The sequence below is a fragment of the Kosakonia sp. HypNH10 genome (assembly GCF_029850615.1).
In the GTDB taxonomy this organism is placed as follows: domain Bacteria; phylum Pseudomonadota; class Gammaproteobacteria; order Enterobacterales; family Enterobacteriaceae; genus Kosakonia; species Kosakonia cowanii.
In genome coordinates, this window is the sequence record NZ_JAOTIU010000011.1 from 26340 (window position 1) to 49003 (window position 22664).

General features: G+C 57.0%; 23 protein-coding genes. 9 read left to right on the plus strand and 14 right to left on the minus strand.

From position 1 onward, the window contains the following. Nucleotides 1-73: 73 nt before the first annotated feature. Nucleotides 74-1027, plus strand: a complete 954-nt coding sequence (gene metR, locus N7V53_RS21325; RefSeq protein ID WP_279794857.1) for an HTH-type transcriptional regulator MetR — start codon at nucleotides 74-76, stop codon at nucleotides 1025-1027. On the opposite strand, the gene N7V53_RS21330 is transcribed toward metR, so the two are convergent. The 3 genes from N7V53_RS21330 to pldB form a co-directional block, all read right to left on the minus strand. Then, on the minus strand, nucleotides 915-1814 hold the full coding sequence (locus N7V53_RS21330; protein ID WP_279794858.1) for a carboxylate/amino acid/amine transporter: 900 nt from the start codon (nucleotides 1812-1814) through the stop codon (nucleotides 915-917). The genes metR and N7V53_RS21330 overlap by 113 nt on opposite strands. Before the next feature lie 98 nt (nucleotides 1815-1912). Beyond that, nucleotides 1913-2719 carry a sugar/pyridoxal phosphate phosphatase YigL gene (gene yigL / locus N7V53_RS21335; RefSeq protein ID WP_023479545.1) on the minus strand — a complete coding sequence of 269 codons (807 nt, stop codon included), beginning with the start codon at nucleotides 2717-2719 and terminating at the stop codon, nucleotides 1913-1915. A 25-nt stretch (nucleotides 2720-2744) separates the two neighbouring features. Beyond that, nucleotides 2745-3737: a lysophospholipase L2 gene (gene pldB / locus N7V53_RS21340; RefSeq protein ID WP_023479539.1), complete on the minus strand. Its 993-nt coding sequence runs from the start codon at nucleotides 3735-3737 to the stop codon at nucleotides 2745-2747. 109 nt (nucleotides 3738-3846) lie between these two features. On the opposite strand from pldB, the gene rhtB reads away from it, so the two are divergent. Then, nucleotides 3847-4467 carry a homoserine/homoserine lactone efflux protein gene (gene rhtB, locus N7V53_RS21345; RefSeq protein ID WP_042714313.1) on the plus strand — a complete coding sequence of 207 codons (621 nt, stop codon included), beginning with the start codon at nucleotides 3847-3849 and terminating at the stop codon, nucleotides 4465-4467. A 106-nt stretch (nucleotides 4468-4573) separates the two neighbouring features. Here rhtB and rhtC read toward each other — a convergent pair whose 3' ends face one another. The 3 genes from rhtC to pldA form a co-directional block, all read right to left on the minus strand. Beyond that, entirely contained in the window at nucleotides 4574-5194 is a 621-nt protein-coding gene (gene rhtC / locus N7V53_RS21350) for a threonine export protein RhtC (protein ID WP_279794860.1), read from the minus strand. Between the two features lie 60 nt (nucleotides 5195-5254). Then, nucleotides 5255-7081 carry an ATP-dependent DNA helicase RecQ gene (gene recQ, locus N7V53_RS21355; RefSeq protein ID WP_124970831.1) on the minus strand — a complete coding sequence of 609 codons (1827 nt, stop codon included), beginning with the start codon at nucleotides 7079-7081 and terminating at the stop codon, nucleotides 5255-5257. Between the two features lie 68 nt (nucleotides 7082-7149). Continuing rightward, nucleotides 7150-8019, minus strand: a complete 870-nt coding sequence (pldA, locus tag N7V53_RS21360) for a phospholipase A (protein WP_023479589.1) — start codon at nucleotides 8017-8019, stop codon at nucleotides 7150-7152. A 159-nt stretch (nucleotides 8020-8178) separates the two neighbouring features. Between pldA and yigI the strand changes: the two genes are divergently transcribed. The 4 genes from yigI (at nucleotide 8179) to N7V53_RS21380 (ending at nucleotide 10551) form a co-directional block, all read left to right on the plus strand. Then, on the plus strand, nucleotides 8179-8646 hold the full coding sequence (gene yigI / locus N7V53_RS21365) for an acyl-CoA thioesterase YigI (RefSeq protein WP_279794862.1): 468 nt from the start codon (nucleotides 8179-8181) through the stop codon (nucleotides 8644-8646). A gap of 55 nt (nucleotides 8647-8701) precedes the next feature. After that, the gene (gene rarD, locus N7V53_RS21370; protein WP_023479586.1) at nucleotides 8702-9598 is read left to right on the plus strand and encodes an EamA family transporter RarD; all 897 of its coding nucleotides are present in this window, start codon (nucleotides 8702-8704) and stop codon (nucleotides 9596-9598) included. A gap of 146 nt (nucleotides 9599-9744) precedes the next feature. Continuing rightward, nucleotides 9745-10122, plus strand: a complete 378-nt coding sequence (locus N7V53_RS21375; RefSeq protein ID WP_279794864.1) for a hypothetical protein — start codon at nucleotides 9745-9747, stop codon at nucleotides 10120-10122. A gap of 36 nt (nucleotides 10123-10158) precedes the next feature. Then, nucleotides 10159-10551, plus strand: coding sequence for a DUF2628 domain-containing protein (locus N7V53_RS21380; protein ID WP_023479592.1), 393 nt, complete (start codon nucleotides 10159-10161; stop codon nucleotides 10549-10551). A 40-nt stretch (nucleotides 10552-10591) separates the two neighbouring features. Here the strand turns inward: N7V53_RS21380 and corA are convergent, their stop codons facing one another. The 7 genes from corA to N7V53_RS21415 form a co-directional block, all read right to left on the minus strand. Next, entirely contained in the window at nucleotides 10592-11542 is a 951-nt protein-coding gene (gene corA / locus N7V53_RS21385) for a magnesium/cobalt transporter CorA (protein WP_023479615.1), read from the minus strand. Between the two features lie 358 nt (nucleotides 11543-11900). Continuing rightward, nucleotides 11901-14063: a DNA helicase II gene (gene uvrD / locus N7V53_RS21390; protein WP_023479611.1), complete on the minus strand. Its 2163-nt coding sequence runs from the start codon at nucleotides 14061-14063 to the stop codon at nucleotides 11901-11903. 135 nt (nucleotides 14064-14198) lie between these two features. Beyond that, nucleotides 14199-14915 carry a 5-amino-6-(5-phospho-D-ribitylamino)uracil phosphatase YigB gene (gene yigB / locus N7V53_RS21395; RefSeq protein ID WP_279794865.1) on the minus strand — a complete coding sequence of 239 codons (717 nt, stop codon included), beginning with the start codon at nucleotides 14913-14915 and terminating at the stop codon, nucleotides 14199-14201. Next, on the minus strand, nucleotides 14915-15817 hold the full coding sequence (xerC, locus tag N7V53_RS21400) for a tyrosine recombinase XerC (RefSeq protein WP_279794866.1): 903 nt from the start codon (nucleotides 15815-15817) through the stop codon (nucleotides 14915-14917). The genes yigB and xerC overlap by 1 nt, the downstream gene beginning before the upstream one ends. Next, on the minus strand, nucleotides 15814-16521 hold the full coding sequence (locus N7V53_RS21405; RefSeq protein ID WP_187800550.1) for a DUF484 domain-containing protein: 708 nt from the start codon (nucleotides 16519-16521) through the stop codon (nucleotides 15814-15816). Before N7V53_RS21405 ends, xerC begins: the two co-directional genes overlap by 4 nt. Then, nucleotides 16518-17342, minus strand: coding sequence for a diaminopimelate epimerase (gene dapF / locus N7V53_RS21410; protein WP_023479551.1), 825 nt, complete (start codon nucleotides 17340-17342; stop codon nucleotides 16518-16520). Before dapF ends, N7V53_RS21405 begins: the two co-directional genes overlap by 4 nt. A 36-nt stretch (nucleotides 17343-17378) precedes the next feature. Beyond that, the gene (locus N7V53_RS21415) at nucleotides 17379-17582 is read right to left on the minus strand and encodes a lipoprotein (protein ID WP_023479542.1); all 204 of its coding nucleotides are present in this window, start codon (nucleotides 17580-17582) and stop codon (nucleotides 17379-17381) included. Nucleotides 17583-17718: 136 nt separating this feature from the next. Here N7V53_RS21415 and cyaY point away from each other — a divergent pair, with 136 nt between their 5' ends. Next, nucleotides 17719-18039: an iron donor protein CyaY gene (cyaY, locus tag N7V53_RS21420; RefSeq protein ID WP_023479612.1), complete on the plus strand. Its 321-nt coding sequence runs from the start codon at nucleotides 17719-17721 to the stop codon at nucleotides 18037-18039. 31 nt (nucleotides 18040-18070) lie between these two features. Here the strand turns inward: cyaY and cyaA are convergent, their stop codons facing one another. Next, on the minus strand, nucleotides 18071-20614 hold the full coding sequence (gene cyaA / locus N7V53_RS21425; RefSeq protein WP_023479540.1) for a class I adenylate cyclase: 2544 nt from the start codon (nucleotides 20612-20614) through the stop codon (nucleotides 18071-18073). 357 nt (nucleotides 20615-20971) lie between these two features. On the opposite strand from cyaA, the gene hemC reads away from it, so the two are divergent. Together hemC and hemD are read left to right on the plus strand one after the other, a co-directional pair. Further along, nucleotides 20972-21913, plus strand: coding sequence for a hydroxymethylbilane synthase (gene hemC / locus N7V53_RS21430; RefSeq protein WP_034812856.1), 942 nt, complete (start codon nucleotides 20972-20974; stop codon nucleotides 21911-21913). Continuing rightward, complete coding sequence (gene hemD / locus N7V53_RS21435; RefSeq protein ID WP_279794868.1) at nucleotides 21910-22650, plus strand: uroporphyrinogen-III synthase; 741 nt, start codon at nucleotides 21910-21912, stop codon at nucleotides 22648-22650. The genes hemC and hemD overlap by 4 nt, the downstream gene beginning before the upstream one ends. Nucleotides 22651-22664 lie beyond the last annotated feature (14 nt).

A 22664-nucleotide genomic window follows, 5' to 3' on the forward strand; every position in this document is an offset into this window, starting at 1 on the left:
TTACACATCCATAATGTGAATGTACTGTGTATTCCTCAAGCGCAAAATATTCATGCCGGAGTGAAAGAGTTTCATGATCGAGATTAAGCACCTGAAAACGCTGCAAGCGTTACGAAATAGCGGATCGCTGGCTGCCGCTGCGGCAACGCTGCACCAGACGCAATCCGCCCTTTCCCATCAGTTCAGCGATCTGGAACAGCGCCTCGGTTTTCGTCTGTTTGTGCGTAAAAGCCAGCCGCTGCGTTTTACGCCGCAGGGGGAAATTTTGCTGCAATTGGCCAATCAGGTGCTGCCGCAGATTAGCCGCGCGCTGCAAGCCTGCAATGAGCCGCAGCAAACCACCTTACGCATCGCCATTGAGTGCCATAGCTGTATTCAGTGGTTGACCCCCGCGCTTGAGAATTTCCGCCAGAGCTGGCCGCAGGTGGAGATGGATTTCAAATCCGGCGTTACCTTCGATCCGCAGCCCGCTTTGCAACAGGGCGAGCTGGATCTGGTGCTCACCTCCGACATTCTGCCGCGCAGCGGCCTGCACTATTCACCGATGTTTGATTTTGAAGTACGCCTGGTGCTGGCGCCGGATCATCCGCTGGCAGCGGTGGCGCATATCACGCCGGAAGATATCGCCAGCGAAACGCTGCTCATCTATCCGGTGCAGCGCAGCCGGCTCGATATCTGGCGGCACTTTCTGCAACCGGCAGGCGTCAGCCCGTCACTGAAAAGCGTCGATAACACGCTGCTGCTGATTCAGATGGTCTCCGCACGCATGGGGATTGCGGCGCTGCCGCACTGGGTGGTGGAGAGTTTTGAGCGCCAGGGTCTGATTGTGACCAAAACCCTCGGCGAGGGATTGTGGAGCCGGCTGTACGCCGCGGTGCGCGACGGCGAGCAGCGTCAGCCGGTAACGGAAGCGTTTATTCGCTCAGCGCGGAACCACGCCTGCGATCATCTGCCGTTTGTGCGGAGCGCGGAGCGACCCAACGGCGATGTACCCATAGCGAAGCCATTATCACCGCACCACCAATAATAAAGCTGGGCCAGTGCGGCTGCTGCTGCCAGATGGCAAGATTGACCAGCAGCCCCGCAGGAACATGCACATTGTTCATGATGCCGAGCGTGCCCGCGTCCACCTGCGTCGCGCCGTAGTTCCACATAAAGTAACCCAGCCCGGACGCCACGACGCCCAGCCACACCAGCACGCTCCACTGCAACGTGGTGGTCGGTAATTTCTGCGGATTGCCCATTATCAGCCACGCTACTGCTGCCACCACAAACGCGCCAAGATAGAACCAGGCAAAGGCGTTGTGCTGCGGCATCGGGCGCGTCTCCATCAGGCGCTTATACCCCACCATGCCAATCGCAAAGCTGATATTCGCCAGTTGCACGAGGATCAGCCCCGTCCAGAAGTGATCGCTCACTTTGTCGTAGCGAATGATCACCGCGCCAATCACCGCCAGCCCGGCGCTCAGCAGGTAGCTCCAGCGCAGCCTGCGTTTGCTCAGCAGGTCGTAAATCAGCGTGATATAGAGCGGAGTGAAGACGGTGAAGAGCAGGAACTCGGAGACCGTTAAGTAGAGATAGGCCTGGAAGCCGAACAGATACATGATACCCAGTTGCAGCGCGCCCACCAGCATATACAAGCCGATGGTTTGCAGATTATGGCCGCGTGTGCGCAGGAAGGGTAAAAAGACCAGCGCCGCCAGCCCGACGCGCATCAGCACCGAAAAGTAGCTGTCGACATGCCCGGCAAGGTATTCGCCAATCAGGCTAAACGAGAAGGCCCACAGAATGGTGGTGATGATCAGTAACGCCACAATGAATGTCTCTCAAGTGAAAGGACACGCATTGTAGCGAACTCAGGTGTACAAAGTTTGACTATTTAGTTGACGTCTGTTTGTTTTGCGAACAGTTGTCAATCTTCGCCAAGATAGAGCTTACGCAGGTATTTCGGCACGGCGTTGTCGGCGTTGGTACCAATTACTTCCAGTTCCGGATGGAGCTGTTTCAGGCGCTGGTGGGCGTTAGCCATAATGCAGCCTTTACCCGCCATCGACAGCATTTCAGCATCGTTCATGCCGTCGCCGAAGGCGATGCAATTTTTCAGGCTGTAACCCAGCGCGTGCGAGACCGCTTCCAGCGCATGGCCTTTCGATACGCCGCCCGCCATCACTTCCAGGCAGGTCAAGGTGGAGAAGCTGACGTTGACGCGATCGCCCCAGCGGGCGTTGATCGCCTGCTCCAGCGGCAGCAGTTTTTCGTGGTTGTCGCAGGAGAAGAAGACTTTGCTGACGCCCTCCGGCTCCAGTAAACCCGGCTCGTAAATCGCGTATTTGAACACCGCCTCTTTGAAGAAGCGCATCTCATCCGGGCGGTGGCGGTTCATAAACCACTCATCGTCGCGGTAGACGTTGGTGATGATCTCCGGCTCGTTATGCATCATGCCGAAGAGATCGGCGGCGATATCGCGATCGAGGTTATGGGTGAAGACCAGGTTTCCGTCGGTATCGTGCACGCGCGCGCCGTTGGAGGTGATCATGTAGGCTTTGATATCTAAATTATCGCGGATCTGCCCGACATCAACGTGGTGGCGGCCGGTGGCGAAGACAAAGTTCACACCGCGCGCGGTCAGCAGTTTTAAGGTTTCTTTGGCGAAAGGCGACAGTGTGTGGTCGGGAGAGAGCAGCGTACCGTCTAAATCAGAGGCAACAACCTGGTACATAAGAAAATTTAACCTCAATAAATCATCAGTTATGTCGATCGAAAAAATCGACGATGGCGTTGAGCGCGACTGAGCGCATGGCGTCCTTTTCAAAAAGGATCTCATGGTACGCGCCTTCGATGACCAGCGGTTTCCCCCCTTCGCAGGGGTGACCGGCGGCGGCGCGGCGTTCGCAGAAGCGCTGATGCATGCGGTTATCCACCACATGCTCCTCTTCTGCCTGAATCAGTAATGTCGGCGTGGCATCTTTTTCCACTCCTGCCAGCGCCTGTTCGCCAGCGAGAATGCCTTCGCGCACCCAGTGCCAGGTTGGGCCGCCGACGCGCAGGGTCGGTTCATCGGCGTAGAAACGCACGTTACGGCGGTAGCGCTCGCGGCTGTGGGTCAACACGTTGATGGCGAAGGGCAGCGGACGCCAACTGCCGGTACCGATGGCGTAACCGTCGCGGATGCTTGGGTAGCTCTCAGCCCACTCCAGCAGCGGGCGCACCACCCAATCCGGCAGGTGAATAACAATGCCGAACATCGGCGCGCAGAGCGCGATGGCGTCACAGGCGTGCGGATAGCGCTGTAAAAAGAGCGTTGAGATCGCGCCGCCCATCGAGTGCGCCAGAATATAGCGTTTGCGCCACGGGCCGCTGGCAACTTCCTGCTCCCAGAAGGCGGCCAAATCTTCGACATAGTCGCTAAATTTCACCACATGGCCGCGATGCGCGTCGGGCAGCATGCGCCCGGAGCGACCCTGGCCGCGGTGATCGATAATCAGCACGTCGTAACCGAGGTGGAACAGGTCATAGGCCAGTTCGGCATACTTTACGTAGCTTTCGATACGGCCGGGGCAGATCACGATCACCCGATCGTTACTCTGCGCGCGAAAACGCACAAAACTGACCGGCACGTCGTCCACGCCGGTAAACACGTCCTCTTCACGCGATCGCCAGAAATCCATTAACGGACCCATGGTGAATGCGGCGAACGCTTTTTCTCTGCTTTCCCACGCCTTTTTTTGCCGAAACATCGGGATTTTGCCCCTTTTAGCCATGTAAAATCGTTTTTTTGTGACCAATAGCAAATTCCACAGACAATGGCGTATTGTGGCATAAAAACCGACAACCAGGGAATTTCTCATGACCTTCGAGTGGTGGTTCGCCTACCTGCTGACATCGTTGATTTTAAGCCTCTCGCCCGGATCCGGGGCGATCAATACCATGACCACCTCCATTAGCCACGGCTATCGCGGCGCGGCGGCTTCGATTGCCGGTTTGCAGACCGGGCTGGGGATCCATATCGTGTTGGTTGGGATCGGGCTGGGCACGCTCTTTTCCCGCTCGGTGCTGGCGTTTGAGGTGCTGAAGTGGGCGGGCGCGGCCTACCTGGTGTGGCTCGGTATTCAGCAGTGGCGCGCCGCAGGCGCGCTCGATCTCCATACCCTGGCGCAGACGCAATCACGCGGGCGGCTGTTTAAACGCGCGGTGTTTGTGAACCTCACCAACCCGAAGAGCATTGTGTTTCTCGCCGCCCTCTTCCCGCAGTTTATCGCCCCCAATCAGCCGCAGGTGATGCAGTATGTTGTGCTTGGGGCGACGACCATTGTGGTCGATATCATTGTGATGATTGGTTATGCCACGCTGGCGCGGCGCATTGCGGGATGGATCAAAGGCCCGCATCAGATGAAGGCATTGAATAAAGTGTTCGGATCGCTGTTTGTGCTGGTGGGGGCGTTGTTGGCGTCGGCAAGACACGCGTGAGTGCGGTCTGTTTGCCGGATGGCGGCTGCGCCTTATCCGGCCTACAAGATTTGCCGCCTGGTTTTCGTAGGCCGGATAAGCGCAAGCGCCATCCGGCAATACGGCATCAGCGGGAGATAATCAAATGGATACCAAACCCGGCGAAGAGCGCACCGGCGACGCCATCGATCCACTTCGCCATTCGCTGATAGCCGCGACGAACGCGCGGTAACGCAAAGACACTGGCGACCAGCGTAAACCAGGCGAAGGTCTCTACCACAATCAGCACAAAGATGCCCCAGCGCGCGTGAGCGCCGACGCTGTCGCCAACAAACAACGAGAAGACCGATCCGAAGTAGATAATCGCTTTCGGGTTTGCGAGGTTGGTCAGCAAGCCTTTCACAAAGCTGCGGCCGCCCGCCGCCAGCTCAACCTGCGGCGCATCGCTGTTCGCCGTCTCTTTCTTCAGCGCGCCGCGCAGCATCTGAAAGCCCATCCAGCAGAGATAGAGCCCGCCGCCGACCATAATAATGCTATGCAGCCAGGCCATTTTCGCGAGGATCAGGTTGAGGCCAAGCAGCGCGACCGCTGCCCACACCATCACCCCAGCGGTGATGCCGAGCACGCCCAGCATCGCTTCTTTGCGCGAGCGGCTGACGGCAGTTTGAGAAACAAAGAAAAAATCGGGACCGGGGCTCATCAGCGCAATGAAGTGCACTGTCATGACGGAGAGAAAGAGCGTTAACATAGCGAACTCGCGAGAAAGGATTCTGTGAAGGGATATCCTGACACTTTTCCCGCAGGCTGACTACTCTTCATCGCCGTCGACATGGGCGCGGATCAGCGCCATAAACTCCTGGCCGAAACGCTCAAGTTTGCGCGTACCGACGCCATTGACGCTCAGCATGTCGCCCGGCGAAAGCGGCATCTGCTCCGCCATCTCAATCAGCGTGGCATCGTTAAACACCACATACGGAGGGATGTTCTCTTCGTCGGCAATCGCTTTACGCAGCTTACGCAGTTTGGCGAACAGCTTGCGATCGTAATTGCCGACCGCCGCCTTCTGCATCACCTTCGGCTTCAGCGTCACCATGCGCGGCACCGCCAGCATCAGCGGCACCTCACCGCGCAGCACCGGACGCGCCGCTTCCGTGAGTTGCAGCGCCGAGTGCTGGGCGATATTTTGCATGGCGAAGCCCAGGTGGATCAGTTGGCGAATTACGCTTACCCAGTGTTCGTGGCTCTGCTCGCGCCCGATGCCGTAGACCGGCAGCTTGTCATGGCCCATCTCGCGGATACGCTGGTTATTCGCACCGCGCAGCACCTCAACCACATAACCCATGCCGAAGCGCTGGTTCACGCGATAGATGGCGGAGAGCGCTTTCTGCGCATCCTGCAAACCATCGTACTGACGCGGCGGATCGAGGCAGATATCGCAGTTGCCGCACGGCGCGTGACGCCCTTCGCCAAAGTAGTTGAGCAGCACCAGCCGACGGCAGGTTTGCGCTTCGGCAAAGGCGCCCATCGCGTTGAGCTTGTGGCGCTCGATATCCTGCAACGGCCCGGCGGGCTTCTCCTCCAGGCAGCGGCGCAGCCAGGCCATATCTGCCGGATCGTAAAACAGCATCGCTTCTGCGGGCAGGCCATCGCGCCCGGCGCGACCGGTCTCCTGGTAGTAGGATTCGATATTGCGCGGAATGTCGAAGTGCACCACAAAGCGGACGTTGGGTTTGTTGATGCCCATACCGAAGGCGACGGTAGCGACCACGATTTGCAGGTCATCGCGCTGGAACTGCTCCTGCACCCGCGCACGAACCTCGTTCTCCAGCCCGGCGTGATAAGGCGCAGCGCTGAACCCCCGCGCCTGCAAGCGCGCGGCGGTATCTTCCACTTTCGCCCGGCTGTTGCAGTAAATGATGCCGCATTTACCCCGCTGCTCCTGCACATAGCGCAGCAGCTGGTCGAGAGGCTTAAACTTCTCCATCAGCATGTAGCGGATGTTTGGGCGGTCGAAACTGCTGACCTGAATCAGCGGATCGTTAAGGCTGAGCAGACGCTCAATATCGCGCCGCGTGGTGTCATCGGCGGTCGCGGTAAGCGCCATAAAGGGCACGTTGGGAAGCATATGGCGCAGCTGGCCGAGCGCAGCGTATTCCGGGCGGAAATCGTGTCCCCACTGGGAGATACAGTGCGCTTCGTCGACGGCAATAAGCACCGTGTTCCACTGGCGCAACTGGTCAAGGAAGTTGTCGAGCATCAGGCGCTCAGGCGCGATATAGAGCAGACGGATCTGCCCGTTGCGACAGCCGTTTACCACCTCGAGCTGCTGCTCGCGGTTCTGGGTCGAGTTGAGACAGGCCGCCGCTACACCGTTGGCGAGCAGCTGGTCGACCTGATCTTTCATCAGCGAGATAAGCGGCGAGACCACCACCGTCAGCCCTTCCAGCACCAGCGCCGGAATTTGGTAACAGAGCGATTTGCCGCCGCCGGTCGGCATCACCACCAGGCAGTCGCGACCGCCAAGCACGGTGTCGATAATATCCTGCTGGCCAGGGCGGAACTGCTGGTAGCCAAAGGTCTCTTGTAAAACCTGTTTAGCCAGCGATTCCTGATTCAATACTTCCGCCTGCGCCACATTGACCCCATTTGCCTGAAATAAAAACAGGCGCTATTTTCAGCGCCTGTGACTGAAACTGCAATGCCTTAAAACAGATCGTTGAGCATCACGCCCACGCCGAAGCGGGTCTGATTGAAATTATAATCAATCAGCGATTCGCCGTAGCCGCTGTAAACCTGAGTATAGAGGCGAACGTGTTTGGTTACCGGGTAGCTGAGGCCGATCTCTGCGCCGCCGTAGCCGGTATTCCAGTTGTACTGCCCTTTCGCGCTGAGGATCGCATCACCAATTTCGTAACCGATTTTCAGCTGGTAGTAACCCATATATTTGGTGATATCCGGGTTGTCGTCCGTGGAGCCTACGACATACCAGGGCTTCACTTCCACCAGCCAGTTACCGTTTTGCGCCATCAGGCGGGTATAAGCGCGGTTCCAGCTGCGCGAGGTAGGATCGGAGCGGCCATTGGAGTCATGGTTAAAACCAACTTCCACGTCACGCAGCGTCCAGCCGGCAAATTTGTAATCTGTGGCGAAACCGAGGAACAGCTGCGGTTCGTAGTTGGTTTCGCGGAAGGGAGAAGACTCGCCGCTGTTGGAGAGCTGCCACCAGGATTTTTGCGTATAGGAGCCGCCCAATACCGAGTTTGGCCCGAGAATGCCGCGCCAGAAGGGGAAAGCGAGGCTTATCTGGAACTTCACTTCATCTTTACGCGCGTTGTCAGCCCAGTTGTAGGAGCGGATCGCTTCCTTATTCAGATCGCTGGTATCGGTATAGATCACATAGTTGGATTCATACGGATAGAGCGTGAAGGGATTATCATGCTCCTGCAACATATTCGCGATGATGCTACCGCGTACGGCGGGCGCATCATGGACTTCTTTGATGGTTGCTTCTTGTGCGAGTGCCATAAACGGCAGTGCCAGCACTGCGAAAATATACCCCGGCCAGGTGCGCATCGGTTTAAGCTCCGAATTCTAGTTGAGTTAATTAATAGTCTTATCCGCACGTATTCTACATATTTCTTGCGTCACTGCTCGTCTATCGCTCTTAAAGTAGCAATCAACAAACATTGAGCATAAAATTAACACTACATTAACTCATCGGATCAGATTGATATGTCAGCCGTTCTTACCGCCGATCAAGCCCTGCAAATGGTGGGCGAAATTTTTGTCTATCACATGCCCTACAACCGTGCGTTAGGCCTTGAGCTAGGGCGCTATGAAAAAGCGTTCGCAGAACTGCATTTCAATAACCAGCCGATGATGGTCGGTAACTGGGCTCAGAGCATTCTGCACGGCGGAGTGATTGCCTCCGTGCTGGATGTCGCCGCCGGGCTGGTGTGCGTCGGCAGCACCCTCACCCGCCATGAAACCATCAGCGAAGAGGAGCTTCGCCAGCGTCTGGCGCGGATGGGAACGATTGATTTACGTGTTGATTATCTGCGTCCTGGCCGCGGTACGCGCTTTACCGCCAGCAGTAGTTTGCTGCGCGCCGGCAATAAGGTCGCGGTTGCACGCGTGGAGCTGCATAACGAGGAGCAGGTGCATATCGCCAGCGCAACCGCTACCTATATGGTGGGGTGAGCAGGCCTGCGAAATCGGGTACCATGCGGTTACATTTTCGCAACGAGTCTTTCTGATGGATGCAAAGCAGACGCGGCTTGGCGTATTACTTGCGCTCGCCGCTTATTTTATCTGGGGCATCGCGCCCGCCTATTTCAAAGTGATTTGGTATGTTCCCGCCGATGAGATCCTGACTCACCGCGTTATTTGGTCCTTCTTTTTTATGCTGGCGCTGATAAGCGTAAGCCGCCAGTGGAAGAGTGTGAAAGCGCTGCTGCAAACGCCGAAAAAGATTTTGCTGCTGGCGGTTTCGGCGGTGCTGGTGGGCGGCAACTGGCTGCTGTTTATCTGGGCGGTTAACCATAACCATATGCTGGAAGCGAGCCTCGGCTACTTTATTAACCCGCTGGTGAATATTCTGCTGGGGATGCTTTTCTTGGGCGAGCGCTTCCGTCGCATGCAGTGGCTGGCGGTGATCCTCGCCGCGCTGGGCGTGCTGGTGCAGCTCTGGACCTTTGGCTCGCTGCCGGTGATCGCCCTCGGCCTGGCCTTTAGCTTCGCCTTTTACGGTCTGCTGCGAAAGAAAATCGCCGTCGAGGCGCAAACCGGCATGCTGATAGAGACCCTGTGGCTGCTGCCGGTGGCCGCCATCTGGCTGTTTGGCATTACCGATAGCCCGACAAGCCATATGTCGCAGAACAGCCTGTCACTCAATCTGCTACTGATCGCGGCGGGCGTGGTGACCACCGTGCCGCTGCTCTGCTTTACCGGAGCGGCAACGCGTCTGCGCCTCTCAACCCTCGGTTTCTTTCAGTACATCGGCCCGACGCTGATGTTCCTGCTGGCGGTGACCTTTTACGGTGAGCATCCCGGCGCGGATAAGATGGTGACCTTTGGCTTTATCTGGGTGGCACTGGCGATCTTCGTAATGGATGCCCTTTATACCCAGCGCGCGTTGCGTAAAACACGCTAATTCCATTTAGGGAACGGATTAAACGGGCGGTATTGCCGCCCGCTACCTACAAATATTCGTGGGTTATTCGATCGTCGCGTCGCATATTAATCTACTGAATGGTATGTTCGCCGCTTCGTTATTTGCGCTACTCAGGATAAGAGATAATGACTGGCAGGATTTTTTTGCCTTCCGCCGAAGCGCGCCTCACGCGCGGCCCGTACATCCTTGCGTATGTACTGTTGCATCTTATCTATTTTGTTATCGCATTTAATCTGGATGAGTTTCCCATACTGCTTCTGCTGTGCATGCTGGTTTACACCTATCTGAAGGTGAATATCAACGCGCAGCGCGGCAGAGATAGCGGGTTAAAGGGCCGCTATGTGGTCCTGCCATCGGTATTGATCTATCTGGGTTGCGGTGTACTTGGCTTTTTCTTCGGGGCGGACTGCGCCAGCATAGGTGTTCGCATTAACATCAGCTTCGATATGCTGGTGTTTTTCGTGTTTCTTCTCGCACCCACTCAGTTAAAAACAACAAATTAATTCGCCTGCCAGGATGAGCATTTTAGGAGAGGAAAGATGAGTATTAACAACGAATACGACTACCAGAACGACGCTTCACTGAACGACAAATGGAAATTCCGTTTTGCTTTCTTTGAAAAACACGGCATGCCTAATTTCTGGGGCCCGACTCCGGCCTGGAAAGAGGCCTTTAAGACCATGACATTTGGTCAGAAGGTGAAAATCTCTTTCAACTTCTTCGCCTATTTCTTCTCCGCGATCTATCTGCTGATCCTCGGTATGTGGAAAAAAGCCCTGCTGGTGCTGCTGCTCAACGTAGTTGTCGTCCTCATTATGGTGATTTCCGATCTGAACTTCCTTGGCTATGTGGTGAACCTGTTTACCGCGATGCGGGCAAACATCTGGTACTACCAATATAAAGTGAAGGGCGTCCACGACTGGAGCCTGTAAAGAAAAAAGGTTCAGCGCAGGCTGAACCTTTTTTTTGGCTTCAAAGCCAGTTGCGGCGTTTGAAGTAGAGGTAGGGGGCAAGGCCGGCGAGGATCATAAAGATAATCGCGCCGGGGTAGCCGAAGCTCCAGTGCAGCTCGGGCATAAACTCGAAGTTCATCCCATAGCTTGATGCCACCAGCGTTGGCGGCAAAAACACTACCGAAACGACCGAGAAGATCTTGATGATTCGGTTCTGCTCGATATTGATAAAACCCATCGCCGCCTGCATCAGGAAGTTTACCTTCTGGAACAGGGATTCGTTATGCGGCAGCAGCGACTCGATATCGCGCAGGATCTCGCGCGCCTGCTCAAGCTGACCCGCTGGTAAACGCGCTTTGCGCACCAGGAAGTTCAGCGCACGCTGGGTATCCATCAGACACAACCGCACTTTCCAGCCGATATCTTCCTGCTCAGCAAGCGTCGAGAGCGCTTCGTCATACTCATCGCCCTGCTGCCCTTCCATAATGACGCGGCTGAGCTTTTCCAGATCGCTGTAGATGTTTTCAATCTCATCCGCCAGCTGTTCGATTTTGGTTTCGAAGAGATCGAGCAGCAACTCATAGGCGTTGCCGTCAACCATCTCCTGGCTGCGGGCGCGCATACGATAAAGACGAAACGCGGGCAGTTCGCGCTCGCGCAGGGTAAAGAGACGCCCTTCGCGAATGGTGAATGCTACCGTTGAGTTGCCTGCGTGATCCTCCGCATCTTCATAAAAGAAGAAGGAGTGGATGTGCAGACCGTCTTCGTCTTCGAAAAAACGCGCCGAGGCTTCGATGTCTTCCAGTTCAGGTCGCGTAGCCAGATTCTGGCCCAATTCCGTTTGCACGCGGGTACGTTCATCATCGTCCGGCTCGACCAAATCAACCCAAACCGAGCTGGCGAGGTGTTTGATTTCGTCAGCCTCAAGACGGCTTAAACGATTGTTTTCCAGTTGAAATGCGCTCAGCATGGCCGGGACTCCCAATGCAAAAAATATCGGACAGTTCGCAGGGCACACAAGAAACAATTGGGGTTTCAGACCATTAAACAGTCTGACTCAGCGCGACGGGGGATAAAGCGGGTCGCCGACAACCACTAAGGCCATCAGCGTGAGGAGAAAGCCTTAGGAGTTGTTCCTGAAATCCAGGAAATTGAGCCAGCATCTACTGGGTGTGTCCAAGGCGAATGTCCTCTTAGCGTGATCGTGCGCGCATGTTACGCCAGCACTCAGAAGGCGTCAACACGCAACGAAACGCTAAAGAGCAATATTTGCCCTTTAGCGTATAAGGCTAGCAGAATATTACAAAATGATGATATTTTTCTGAAGGTTACACGGTTTCAAGCTTCGCATAGGCGGCGACTAACCACTTAATGCCCTGCCCCTGGAACGCCACCTGCAAGCGGCTGTGCTCGCCGCTGCCTTCCATATTCACCACCGTGCCTTCGCCAAATTTGGCGTGGCGCACGCGCTGACCAAGCTTATAGCCCGTATCGCTCTGTGCTACCGGCGTGCCCATCCGCTGATGGCTGACAGGGCGGCTGATGCTGGCGCGCAAGCGCACCTCTTCAACGCACTCTTCCGGCAGCTCGCCGATAAAGCGCGAAGGGCGGTGATAAACCTCTTTACCATACAGCCGACGCGTTTCCGCATAGGTTAAGGTCAGCTTTTTCATCGCGCGCGTGACGCCAACATAGGCCAGACGGCGCTCCTCTTCCAGACGGCCGCCCTCATCAAGGGACATCTGGCTCGGGAACATCCCCTCTTCCATGCCGACAATGAACACCTGCGGGAACTCAAGCCCCTTCGCCGAGTGCATGGTCATTAACTGCACCGCGTCCTGCCAGGTATCCGCCTGTCCTTCGCCCGCTTCCAGCGCCGCGTGGGAGAGGAACGCCTGCAGCGGCATTAAATCTTCATCTTCTTCGTTGTAGCTGAACTGCCGCGTTGCGGTGACCAGCTCCTCTAAGTTCTCGATACGCGTCTGGCCTTTCTCGCCCTTCTCCTGCTCATACATCGCGCGCAGGCCGGAATCGCTGATCACCCGGTCGGTTTGCACATGCAGCGGCATATCTGCCGTCTCTTGTGCCAGTGCGTCGATTAGCTCAAGAAAACGCTGCAACGCACCCGCCGCGCGTCCTGCCAGCGCTTTCTCTTGCAGCAGTTCGCGGGTTGCTTGCCACAGCGTCAGCTGGCGCTCGCGGGAGGTCTGACGAACAACATCAAGGGTGCGATCGCCGATGCCGCGCGTCGGCGTATTGACCACGCGCTCGTACGCGGCATCATCGTTACGGTTGGCTATCAGGCGCAGATAGGCAAGCGCATCTTTGATCTCCTGGCGCTCGAAGAAGCGCATGCCGCCATAGATGCGGTAGGGCATGCTTGCCTGCAGTAACGCCTCTTCCAGCACGCGCGACTGGGCGTTGCTGCGATAGAGAATGGCGCACTGCGTCAGCTGGCCGCCGTTGTCCTGCCAGGCTTTGATACGATTGACGACAAAACGCGCCTCATCCAGTTCGTTAAACGCGCAGTAAAGGGAGATCGGCTCGCCGTCGCTCCCTTCCGTCCACAGCTTTTTCCCCAGACGCCCGTTGTTGTTCTCAATCAGGGCGTTAGCGGCGCTCAGAATATTGCTGGTGGAGCGGTAGTTCTGCTCAAGGCGAATGGTTTGCGCACCGGGAAAATCGGTGAGGAAGCGCTGGATGTTCTCCACCTGCGCGCCGCGCCAGCCGTAGATCGACTGGTCATCATCGCCGACGATCATCACCTTGCCGGTATCGCCCGCTAGCAAGCGGATCCACGCATACTGAATGTTGTTGGTATCCTGGAACTCATCGACCAGGATATTGGTAAAGCGTTCGCGATAGTGCTGCAGAATATGCGGTTTGTTCAGCCACAGCTCGTGGGCGCGCAGCAGCAGTTCAGCAAAATCGACCAGCCCGGCGCGATCGCACGCCTCCTGATAGGCCTGGTAAACCTTCTGCCAGGTCTGCTCCACCGGATTGCCGAAGCTTTGAATATGGTGCGGGCGGATACCCTCATCTTTCTGACCGTTGATGTAGTACATCGCCTGGCGCGCCGGCCACTGCTTCTCATCAAGGTTCATCGCTTTGATCAGGCGTTTGAGCAGGCGCAGCTGATCTTCGCTATCGAGGATCTGGAAATCCTGCGGCAGCTTCGCGTCCATATGGTGCGCGCGCAGCAGGCGGTGCGCCAGCCCGTGGAAGGTGCCGACCCACATGCCGCCCTGAGTGGTGCCCATCAATTGGCCGATACGGTGGCGCATCTCCGCCGCCGCTTTGTTGGTAAAGGTGACCGCCATAATCGAGAAGGGTGAGCAGTTCTCCACGGTCATCAGCCATGCGATACGGTGCACCAGCACGCGCGTCTTGCCGCTTCCCGCTCCCGCCAGCACCAGCATATTGCTGCGTGTCGCCGCTACGGCGTCGCGCTGTTTGTCATTGAGGCTGTCGAGCAGATAAGAAACGTCCATAGGTACCGTCGCGTAGTCATCAGGAATTGAACAAAACGCCGGTGGCGCTTCGCGTACCAGGGCCTGGTTTGCGTGGACGCCTTCGCGCCGCGCCCGCCACCAAAACCCTGGTATTTTATACAGAACAATGGGTGATTATATCAGCGTAGTGAGGGATGCCAACCGCGAAATTTCCATATGCGGCAACAGGCGGCTGTCGCTGGCTTGCAGCAGATCTGCGCCCTCGGGTTTGATCCAGCAGGCCTGCATGCCGCAGCGGATCGCGCCCGCAACGTCGGTGGTGAGATCGTCGCCAACGTGCAAAATGTTGCCAATGGGCACGCCAAGACGCTCAGCGGCGCGATGATACATATCGCTGAAGGGTTTGGATCGCCCGTCCGGCCCGGCGCGCAGAACAAATTTGAAATAGTCGCCGAGCCCGAACAGCTCCGGCTGTGCATTGCCATTGGTGATCGCCACCAGCGGCCACTTTTTTGCCAGCTTTGCCAGCGTGTCGTGGGTCTCGTCCGGGACATCAATGCGGCTGCGCCACTGCGCAAAGTTGGCCATGGCGGCTTCGGCACCGGCCGCGGCCTCTTCTGCCGTCAGCCCGGCTTCAAGCATGGCGCGCTCAACGGCGCGTCGCCGCCACTCGGTGACATCGTGGTAGATATCCGGTTCGGTTTCGCGCAGTGCCTGGCGCAGGTGCTTAAATTCGCTATTCTCCAGCGTGCTGAGCGCCGGGTGGTAGCCCTGCAAAAAGGCCAGCGACTCCTGCTCTGTACGCTGGATCACCAGCCGGTTGTCATAAAGGGTGTCGTCCAGGTCGAAAGTGATCGCCGAGATCTCGCCTGGTGGGCGGTAAAAACGCATTATTTCCCCCGTTTTGCGCGCGGATGCGCCGCATCGTAGACCGAAGCAAGGTGTTGAAAATCAAGATGGGTATAGATCTGGGTGGTGGACAAATTGGCGTGGCCGAGCAGCTCCTGCACGCCGCGCAGATCGCCGCTCGACTCCAGCATATGAGTGGCAAAAGAGTGGCGCAGTTTATGCGGATGCACATGGCTGTTCAGCCCCTGCTTAATGCCCCATTCAGCAAACCGTTTCTGCACATTGCGCGCCGAGATGCGCTTGCCGAGCTTTGAGAGGAACAGCGCATCGTCCTGCGCGCCAAACAGCTCGCGCAGATCGAGCCAGTGCTCAACCCAGCTCACCGCATTGCGGCCTATCGGCACGCGGCGCTCTTTGCTGCCTTTGCCGAGAACCCACACTTCGCCGCTCTCCAGATCGAGATGTTTGATATCGAGATTGACCAGTTCCGACAGACGCAGGCCCGCACCGTACATCACTTCCAGCATCGCGCGGTCGCGCACCGCCAGCGGATCGTTAATGTCGATCTCCAGCAGGCGGTTTACATCATCGACATCGATATTTTTCGGCAGATGGCGCGCGGCTTTCGGCGCGGAGATCCCTTTCGCCGGGTTAGCGGGCAGCTCGCCCTGGCTCACCAGCCAGTCAAAGAAACTGCGCAGGGCGGAGAGCCGTAGCGCGAGACTCGCCGCGCCCAGCCCTTTGCGGCGGCTACGGGTGGCAATCGAGCGCACCGTGGCAGCATCGCACTGTTGCCAGCTTTTGAGGCGAAGATCGTCTGCCATCGCCATAATGGCGTCCAGCTGGCGCTGGTAGTTGCGCAGGGTGATCGGGCTGAGCTGGCGCTCAACGCCGAGGTAACGCAAAAAGCGGGTAACGAGCGGGGAGAGCGGCGAAGCGGTCATGCGCGTGCGATCCAGCGCTCAAGCAGATCCGGCAGCATCTGCGCGATCTCCTCCAGCAGCTGAGTGCCCTGGCCATGTTGATAATGGTGCGGATCGCGGCTGCTGAACAGCACCACGCCGAGCGAGCCATCTTGCCCCATCAGCGACATCGCCACTGAACCGATGGCTTTCGCTTCCGGCAACAGCAGCAACAGCTCCGGCCCGTTGAGCGATCCCAGATAGTGATGCTGGTGACCAAGGCGCTGGATGCGCAGCGGCTCAAACGCCTGGCGAGAGAGGGAGAGATGGGTGTAGCGCGACGGCGCGCCGAGACGCCAGCGATCCGGAAAGAGGCGCACCGTCGCGCCCGCCAGCCCTAAATCGCGCGCCCAGCGATGCAGACGGTTCAGCATCTCATCAAGGCTTGGCGCGGAAGCCAGCCGACTTTGCAGGCGCAACAGGCGGTAAAAGAGCCCTTCATTGGCGCTAGCCTGCTCCATCAGCAGCGTCATGTTCTCTTCCAGCACGTTGATGTGGTTGCGCGAGCGCGCCATATGCCACTCCACCAGAGAAACCGTGTCGCGCACCGCATGCGGCACGCGCATCTGTTCCACCAGCCGCGCGTTACGGATAAAGAAGTCAGGATGGCGCACCAAATAGTCGGCAACGGTCTGATCTTCCAGCTCCGTCAGCGTCTCCTGCAATTCTTCCCCTGGTTGCTTCATAGATGAATAAACCCGTCATAGACATGTGCCGCCGGGCCAGTCATGTACAGCGGTTGGCCCGGGCCTTTCCAGGCGATATCAAGTCGACCGCCTGGTAACTCCACACGAACGCTTTCCGCCAGCAAGCCTTGCTGAATGCCGACGGCAACGGCTGCGCAGGCACCGCTTCCGCACGCCTGCGTTTCACCTGCGCCGCGCTCGAAAACGCGCAGGCGGATATGATCGGTTTTGACGACCTGCATAAAGCCGATATTGGCGCGTTCAGGAAAGCGCTCATGGCTCTCCAGCACCGGTCCCAGCGTCTCTACCGGCGCGTTTTCCACGCTATCGACCTGGATAACACAGTGCGGGTTGCCCATCGATACGACGCCGCAGAGCACGGTTTGTTCCGCCGCGCGCATAATATAGGTCTTCTCAGCTTTGTTCGCGCGAAACGGCACCTGCGACGGTTCGAAGTTCGGTTCGCCCATATTGACGCGCACCAGCTCATCTTCCGTTACGCTCAATACCATACGCCCGTTCGCTGTACTGACGCGAATGTCACGTTTATTGGTCAAACCTTTCAGACGCACAAAACGGGCGAAACAGCGCGCGCCGTTGCCGCACTGCGACACTTCGCTGCCGTCAGCGTTAAAAATACGGTAGTGAAAATCGAGCTCAGGATCGTAAGGAGGCTCAACCACCAGCAGCTGATCGAAGCCTACGCCAAGATGGCGATCCGCCAGACGACGGATCAACTCCGGGGAGAAAAAGAGGTTCTGCGTCACCGCGTCGACGACCATAAAATCGTTGCCAAGGCCATGCATCTTTGAGAACTGCATTATCTACTCCATTTACGCGGGTACAGAGCGGTAACGTCAATAATTCACCTGGGTCGGCGAGCCGGTATCACCCCGATCGTTACTATTCGGGATAGTAGGCTGGATCGTGCTCTCTTGCTTTTTGGTTGGCGGCGGCGCGGTTTTATCGGCCGGAGGGAAGTAGAGCGGCCCTTTCAGACCACAGCCCGTCAGGCTGAACAGAGTCAGCACTACGGCCAGCGTGCGAAACAGATCTTTCATTATCGTTGCCTGTGAGTTGATTCTTACTGCGCTCTATCATCGCAGGAGAAGACACAAAAGCAAGAGTTTGCACGTTTAGGGCAACGGGAAATGTTTCGCGTTATACTGCGGCCATCATAAAAAACAGGAAAGCAGAATGAACGATTCAGAATTTCATCGCCTCGCCGACGGCCTGTGGCTTACCATCGAAGAACGCCTGGATGAGTGGGACGGTGATAGCGATATCGACTGTGAAATCAACGGCGGCGTATTAACCCTCAGCTTTGAAAACGGCAGTAAGATCATCATCAACCGCCAGGAGCCGCTGCACCAGGTGTGGCTGGCGACAAAACAGGGCGGTTACCATTTCAATCTCAAAGGGGATGAGTGGGTCTGCGATCGCAGCGGCGAAACCTTCTGGGATCTGCTGGAACAGGCGGCAAGCCAGCAAGCGGGCGAAAGCGTTACTTTCCGCTAAGACGCACTGCCCGGGAGACCGGGCAGCAATATCAGGAGAAGTACTGCTGCAACAGCGGTGCGGCGTTATCCTGATTGGCTGGCGATGCGGTGCTGATCGCCTGGTTGCGGAACGGGATCACCTGCGCGCGCCCTTCAACATTCACAATCTGGTAGAACTGCGGCAGGTTAAAGTTGATAAAGCTTGAGCCGTAGGTAAAACGATCATGGGATGAGGAGAAGAAGCGGCTTACGTCGCGCACCAGCTCCTCTTTGCTGCCTTCACAGTGGTGATACACTTCGGCGCGGTTGCTCTCATCCAGAATATAGATGTTAAAGCCCTCTTCCCCGGCCTCTTCAAAGAAGAACTGAATAATCCCTTCGCTGGCAAAGCCATCCACCACCGCCGGTAATTCGACGTGGTTGGTCTCCACCTGCACCGACAAACCATGCAGCTTGTTATGAGAGATAGCGCCGTAAAACTCAATGGCGTTTTCCAGCTTCTGCACCGAAACGTTCACGCGTTCAAAGAACAGGCCCCAGGTTTGCCCCGCCACGCGCAGCGCTTTAAAGCGACCGGTTTCGTGACGTGTCGTCGAAAGGCGCAGTTCGATACATTCAGAGACCAGCTGCTGCACGCGGGTGCGGATCAGGCCGCGCAGATGCTGGCTGTAACAGAAGACTTCGACGCTGTCCGGCGGCGCGGCATCCTGGTGCATTTTGCCGAGGATGGTTTTCAGCGCTTCAATCATCGCCTGCTCGCCGTTGAAGTGCAGCGTACGCACTTCGTTCCACGAGTTGCGATAGAGCAGATCGACGCTGCCCACCAGGCAGTTTTGCTGCTCGCCAAAGCTGAAAACATCAAGCTTGCGGAAATCAAAGTGCACCACCTGGTTACGGAACGCCGCTGTCGGGTCGTACTCCAGGTTGACGATAATCGCCAGATGACGGATTTCGCACGGGCTGTAGAGCGCTTTCGGCGTCGGCGCAGGCAGGCGCAGCGGGAAGTGGTGCGAGACATCGGCAACCATCTCCTGCAGCTTCGGCAGATCGACAATGCCGTTGCCCTTAATAAACAGGCGCGTACGCGACGTCAGCAGGCCGTTAAACCATGCCCAGGCGACCAGCTTATTCAGGTAACGGTTATACTCCAGCGGCTGATGGCTGACGATGGAGTCCATATTCGGCGCACGGTTGTAGAGATACCAACCGGTACGGTTGGCGCGGCCCGGCGGCACATGAATAAAGGTTAAGTTCGGTTCGGAGAGATCCGGTGAAATCTGCGGGTTCACCAGCGTCACTTTGCCCGGCAGCGCTTCAAACGCCGCGTAGAGTTTACGGGTTAAAACACCGATATCCTGCGGGCTGGCGGAGACGCTCAGGTTATTACGGCGGGCAAAGCGGATCAGGTTGCGGTAGCTCTGCATCATCGCATCAAGCAGCTCATTATGCGCTTCGCGCACCTGATCGATTTTCCAGTTGGCGCGGTTATCGAGCATTGCGAGGCGCGCTTCGTCCCATCCCCACTCTTTTACTAACTGCGTGATCACTTCGCGACGCCAGCCGACGCAGGCGCGTTCGCGGCTCAGCTTTTCACACACTTTTAAGTAGAAACATCGACGCACCAGGTCAAGACGCGTCGGATCCTCAATCGCTTCCAGATAATGCGTGACGCGCTCAAGCATCATGCAGTAGTGATCGAGACCAAATGAGACGATCTCGCCGTCGTGCAGGCGCTGTTTGATATCTTTCGCCAGCAGGCGGGTATTCGGATATTCCCAGGAGTAGGCTTCGAGCAGCAGGGTTTTCAGCACCGCTTTATAGGGCGAGTCGATACTCTTATAGAGCTGCCACAGGCTGGCACCGAAATACTCTTCCGCTGAGAGCGAGCTTAAGCCGCCCAGATCGAGCCACTCGTTCGGGGTCAGAACGCCCTGCGCGTAGAGCGTCATGACGTAATCGTCGTAATTTTCCTCTTCGTCGCCCGGCACCATATTCCACAGAATACGTTTACCTGCCAGGCGCACGGCGGTGCGGTAGAACTCATCGAGCAGTAAAATGTGCTGCGTGGAGCCGCAATCTTCGCCGCCGAGGCTGCCGCTTTCATTATGGCGGAAGCGGTTCTCATCAATCAGGAAGAAGCTCACTTCCACGCCAAGGGAGGCCGCCCAGCTCTCCAGCAGGCTGCATTTACGCTGTAACAGCTGGCGCTCGTCGTTATCGAGCCAGGATTGGTGGCAGACCCAGATATCAAGATCGGAAGAGCAGCTTTGCCCAACCGAAGAGGTGCTGCCCATGGAGTAGACGCCGGTGATCGGCAGTTCGCCGGTCGGCGCATCCTGCGCAGGCAGGCCACGGTTCAGTTCAAGTTCGTTCAGGTAGTGGAGTTGGTTTTCATCAGGCGTGTAGAGGCAAATGCCATTGGGAACGTTACCGTCAAGGTAGCCAGGCATCAGCGGATGGTGATAGTGCAGTAATGTCGGCAGCAGACTGTAAACCTGCTGAAAAGCAGGGCCCATGGCAGCAAGCGCGCGATCCACACGCAGTTGATTAATGGCATCCAGTCGCTGTTTCAGCGTCTCAATATAGAGGTACAAGACATATCGCCTGATGTTTTATACACACCTTCATGCTGATGTTTTGTAGGCCGCAGCTTGAAAAGGGGTGCGTAGACAGAAAATCCAAAAGTAGCCGTTGCCCTTTTTTCGCCGTTATCGTTATGGGAGGACAGACGAAAAAATGGTCTAAAACGTGATCAATCTAACACCTTGCTCATTGACCGTAAAGAAAGATGCGCTACAAACCAGTTTAGCATTAAACGCACTCTGTAAATTCCGAATTACATCCCCCGCTGCGCCTGTTGCGCGGCGTGAGACCCGCAATCGACCGTGAACACTGACACCCTAATGCAACAGTGTTAGGATGGTCAACGGACGAAATTGACGGTATCAAGCATGGTAGACAATGTTTTAAGAATTGCCACACGGCAAAGCCCGCTTGCTCTCTGGCAGGCACATTATGTAAAAGCGCGCCTTGAAGCGAGCCACCCGGGGTTAGCCGTTGAGCTGGTGCCGATGGTCACACGCGGCGATGTGATCCTCGATACGCCGCTGGCGAAAGTGGGCGGCAAAGGTCTGTTCGTCAAAGAGCTTGAACGGGCACTGCTCGACAACCACGCCGACATCGCCGTGCACTCAATGAAAGATGTCCCGGTCGATTTTCCCGATGGACTGGGTCTGGTGACGATTTGCGAACGCGACGATCCGCGCGACGCCTTTGTCTCTAACCGCTATAAAGCGCTGGATGAACTGCCCGCAGGCAGTATTGTCGGCACCTCCAGTTTACGTCGCCAGTGTCAGCTGGCTGCGCTGCGCCCCGATCTGGTGATCCGCTCGCTGCGCGGCAACGTTGGCACCCGCCTGAGCAAGCTCGATAACGGCGAATACGATGCGATTATCCTCGCCGTCGCCGGTCTTAACCGCCTGGGTCTTAGCGATCGCGTACGCTGGGCGCTGCCGCCGGAAATCTCACTCCCGGCCGTAGGCCAGGGCGCGGTAGGCGTTGAGTGCCGGCTTGACGATGCGCGTACCCGCGCGTTGCTGCAACCGCTGAATCATGATGAGACCGCGATCCGCGTTAAAGCCGAGCGGGCGATGAACACCCGTCTTGAAGGCGGCTGCCAGGTACCAATCGGCAGCTATGCTGAACTGATTAACGGCGAGCTCTGGTTACGCGGGCTGGTTGGCGCGCCGGATGGTTCGACGATGATACGCGGCGAGCGCCGCGGCCAACCGGAAGATGCAGTAAAGATGGGCATCTCGCTGGCCGAAGAGCTGCTGGATAACGGCGCGCGCGCCATTCTTGCTGATATTTACAACGGAGAAGCCCCCGCATGAGTATCCTGGTCACCCGTCCCTCTCCCTCCGGGGAAGAGTTAGTGAGCCGACTGCGCACACTGGGTTTGGTGGCCTGGAGTTTTCCGTTGATTGAATTCACGCCGGGTCGTGAGCTGCCTTTATTACCTGATCGGCTCGCAAGGCTCGGCGCGAATGACCTCGCGTTTGTCCTGTCACAGCACGCTGTCTCCTTCGCGCATGCCCATTTGCAGCAGGCTGGTCTCACTTTTCCAACGGAACCGGCCTGGTTTGCCATCGGACGCACCACCGCGCTCGCGCTGCATACGGTAAGCGGCATCGATGTGCGCTACCCTCATGACCGGGAAATCAGCGAAGTGTTGCTACAATTACCTGAATTGCAAGATGTTCAGGGCAAGCATGCGCTAATCTTACGGGGCAACGGCGGACGCGAGCTGTTGGCGGAAACGTTGACTGAGCGCGGCGCATATGTTGAATTTTGCGAGTGTTATCAACGCAGTGCAAAATTTTATGACGGTGCAGAAGAAGCGATGCGCTGGCATACGCGGGGTGTCTCAACGCTGGTGGTCACCAGCGGCGAAATGCTGCAGCAACTTTTTTCACTTATTCCTCCCTGGTATCGGGAGAACTGGTTACTTCGCTGCCGCCTGGTGGTGGTAAGCGAACGTCTGGCGAACCTTGCCCGGGAACTGGGCTGGCAAGAGATTCAGGTCGCTGACAATGCCGACAACGATGCGCTGCTTCGCGCATTACAATAACTCTCATAATGGGA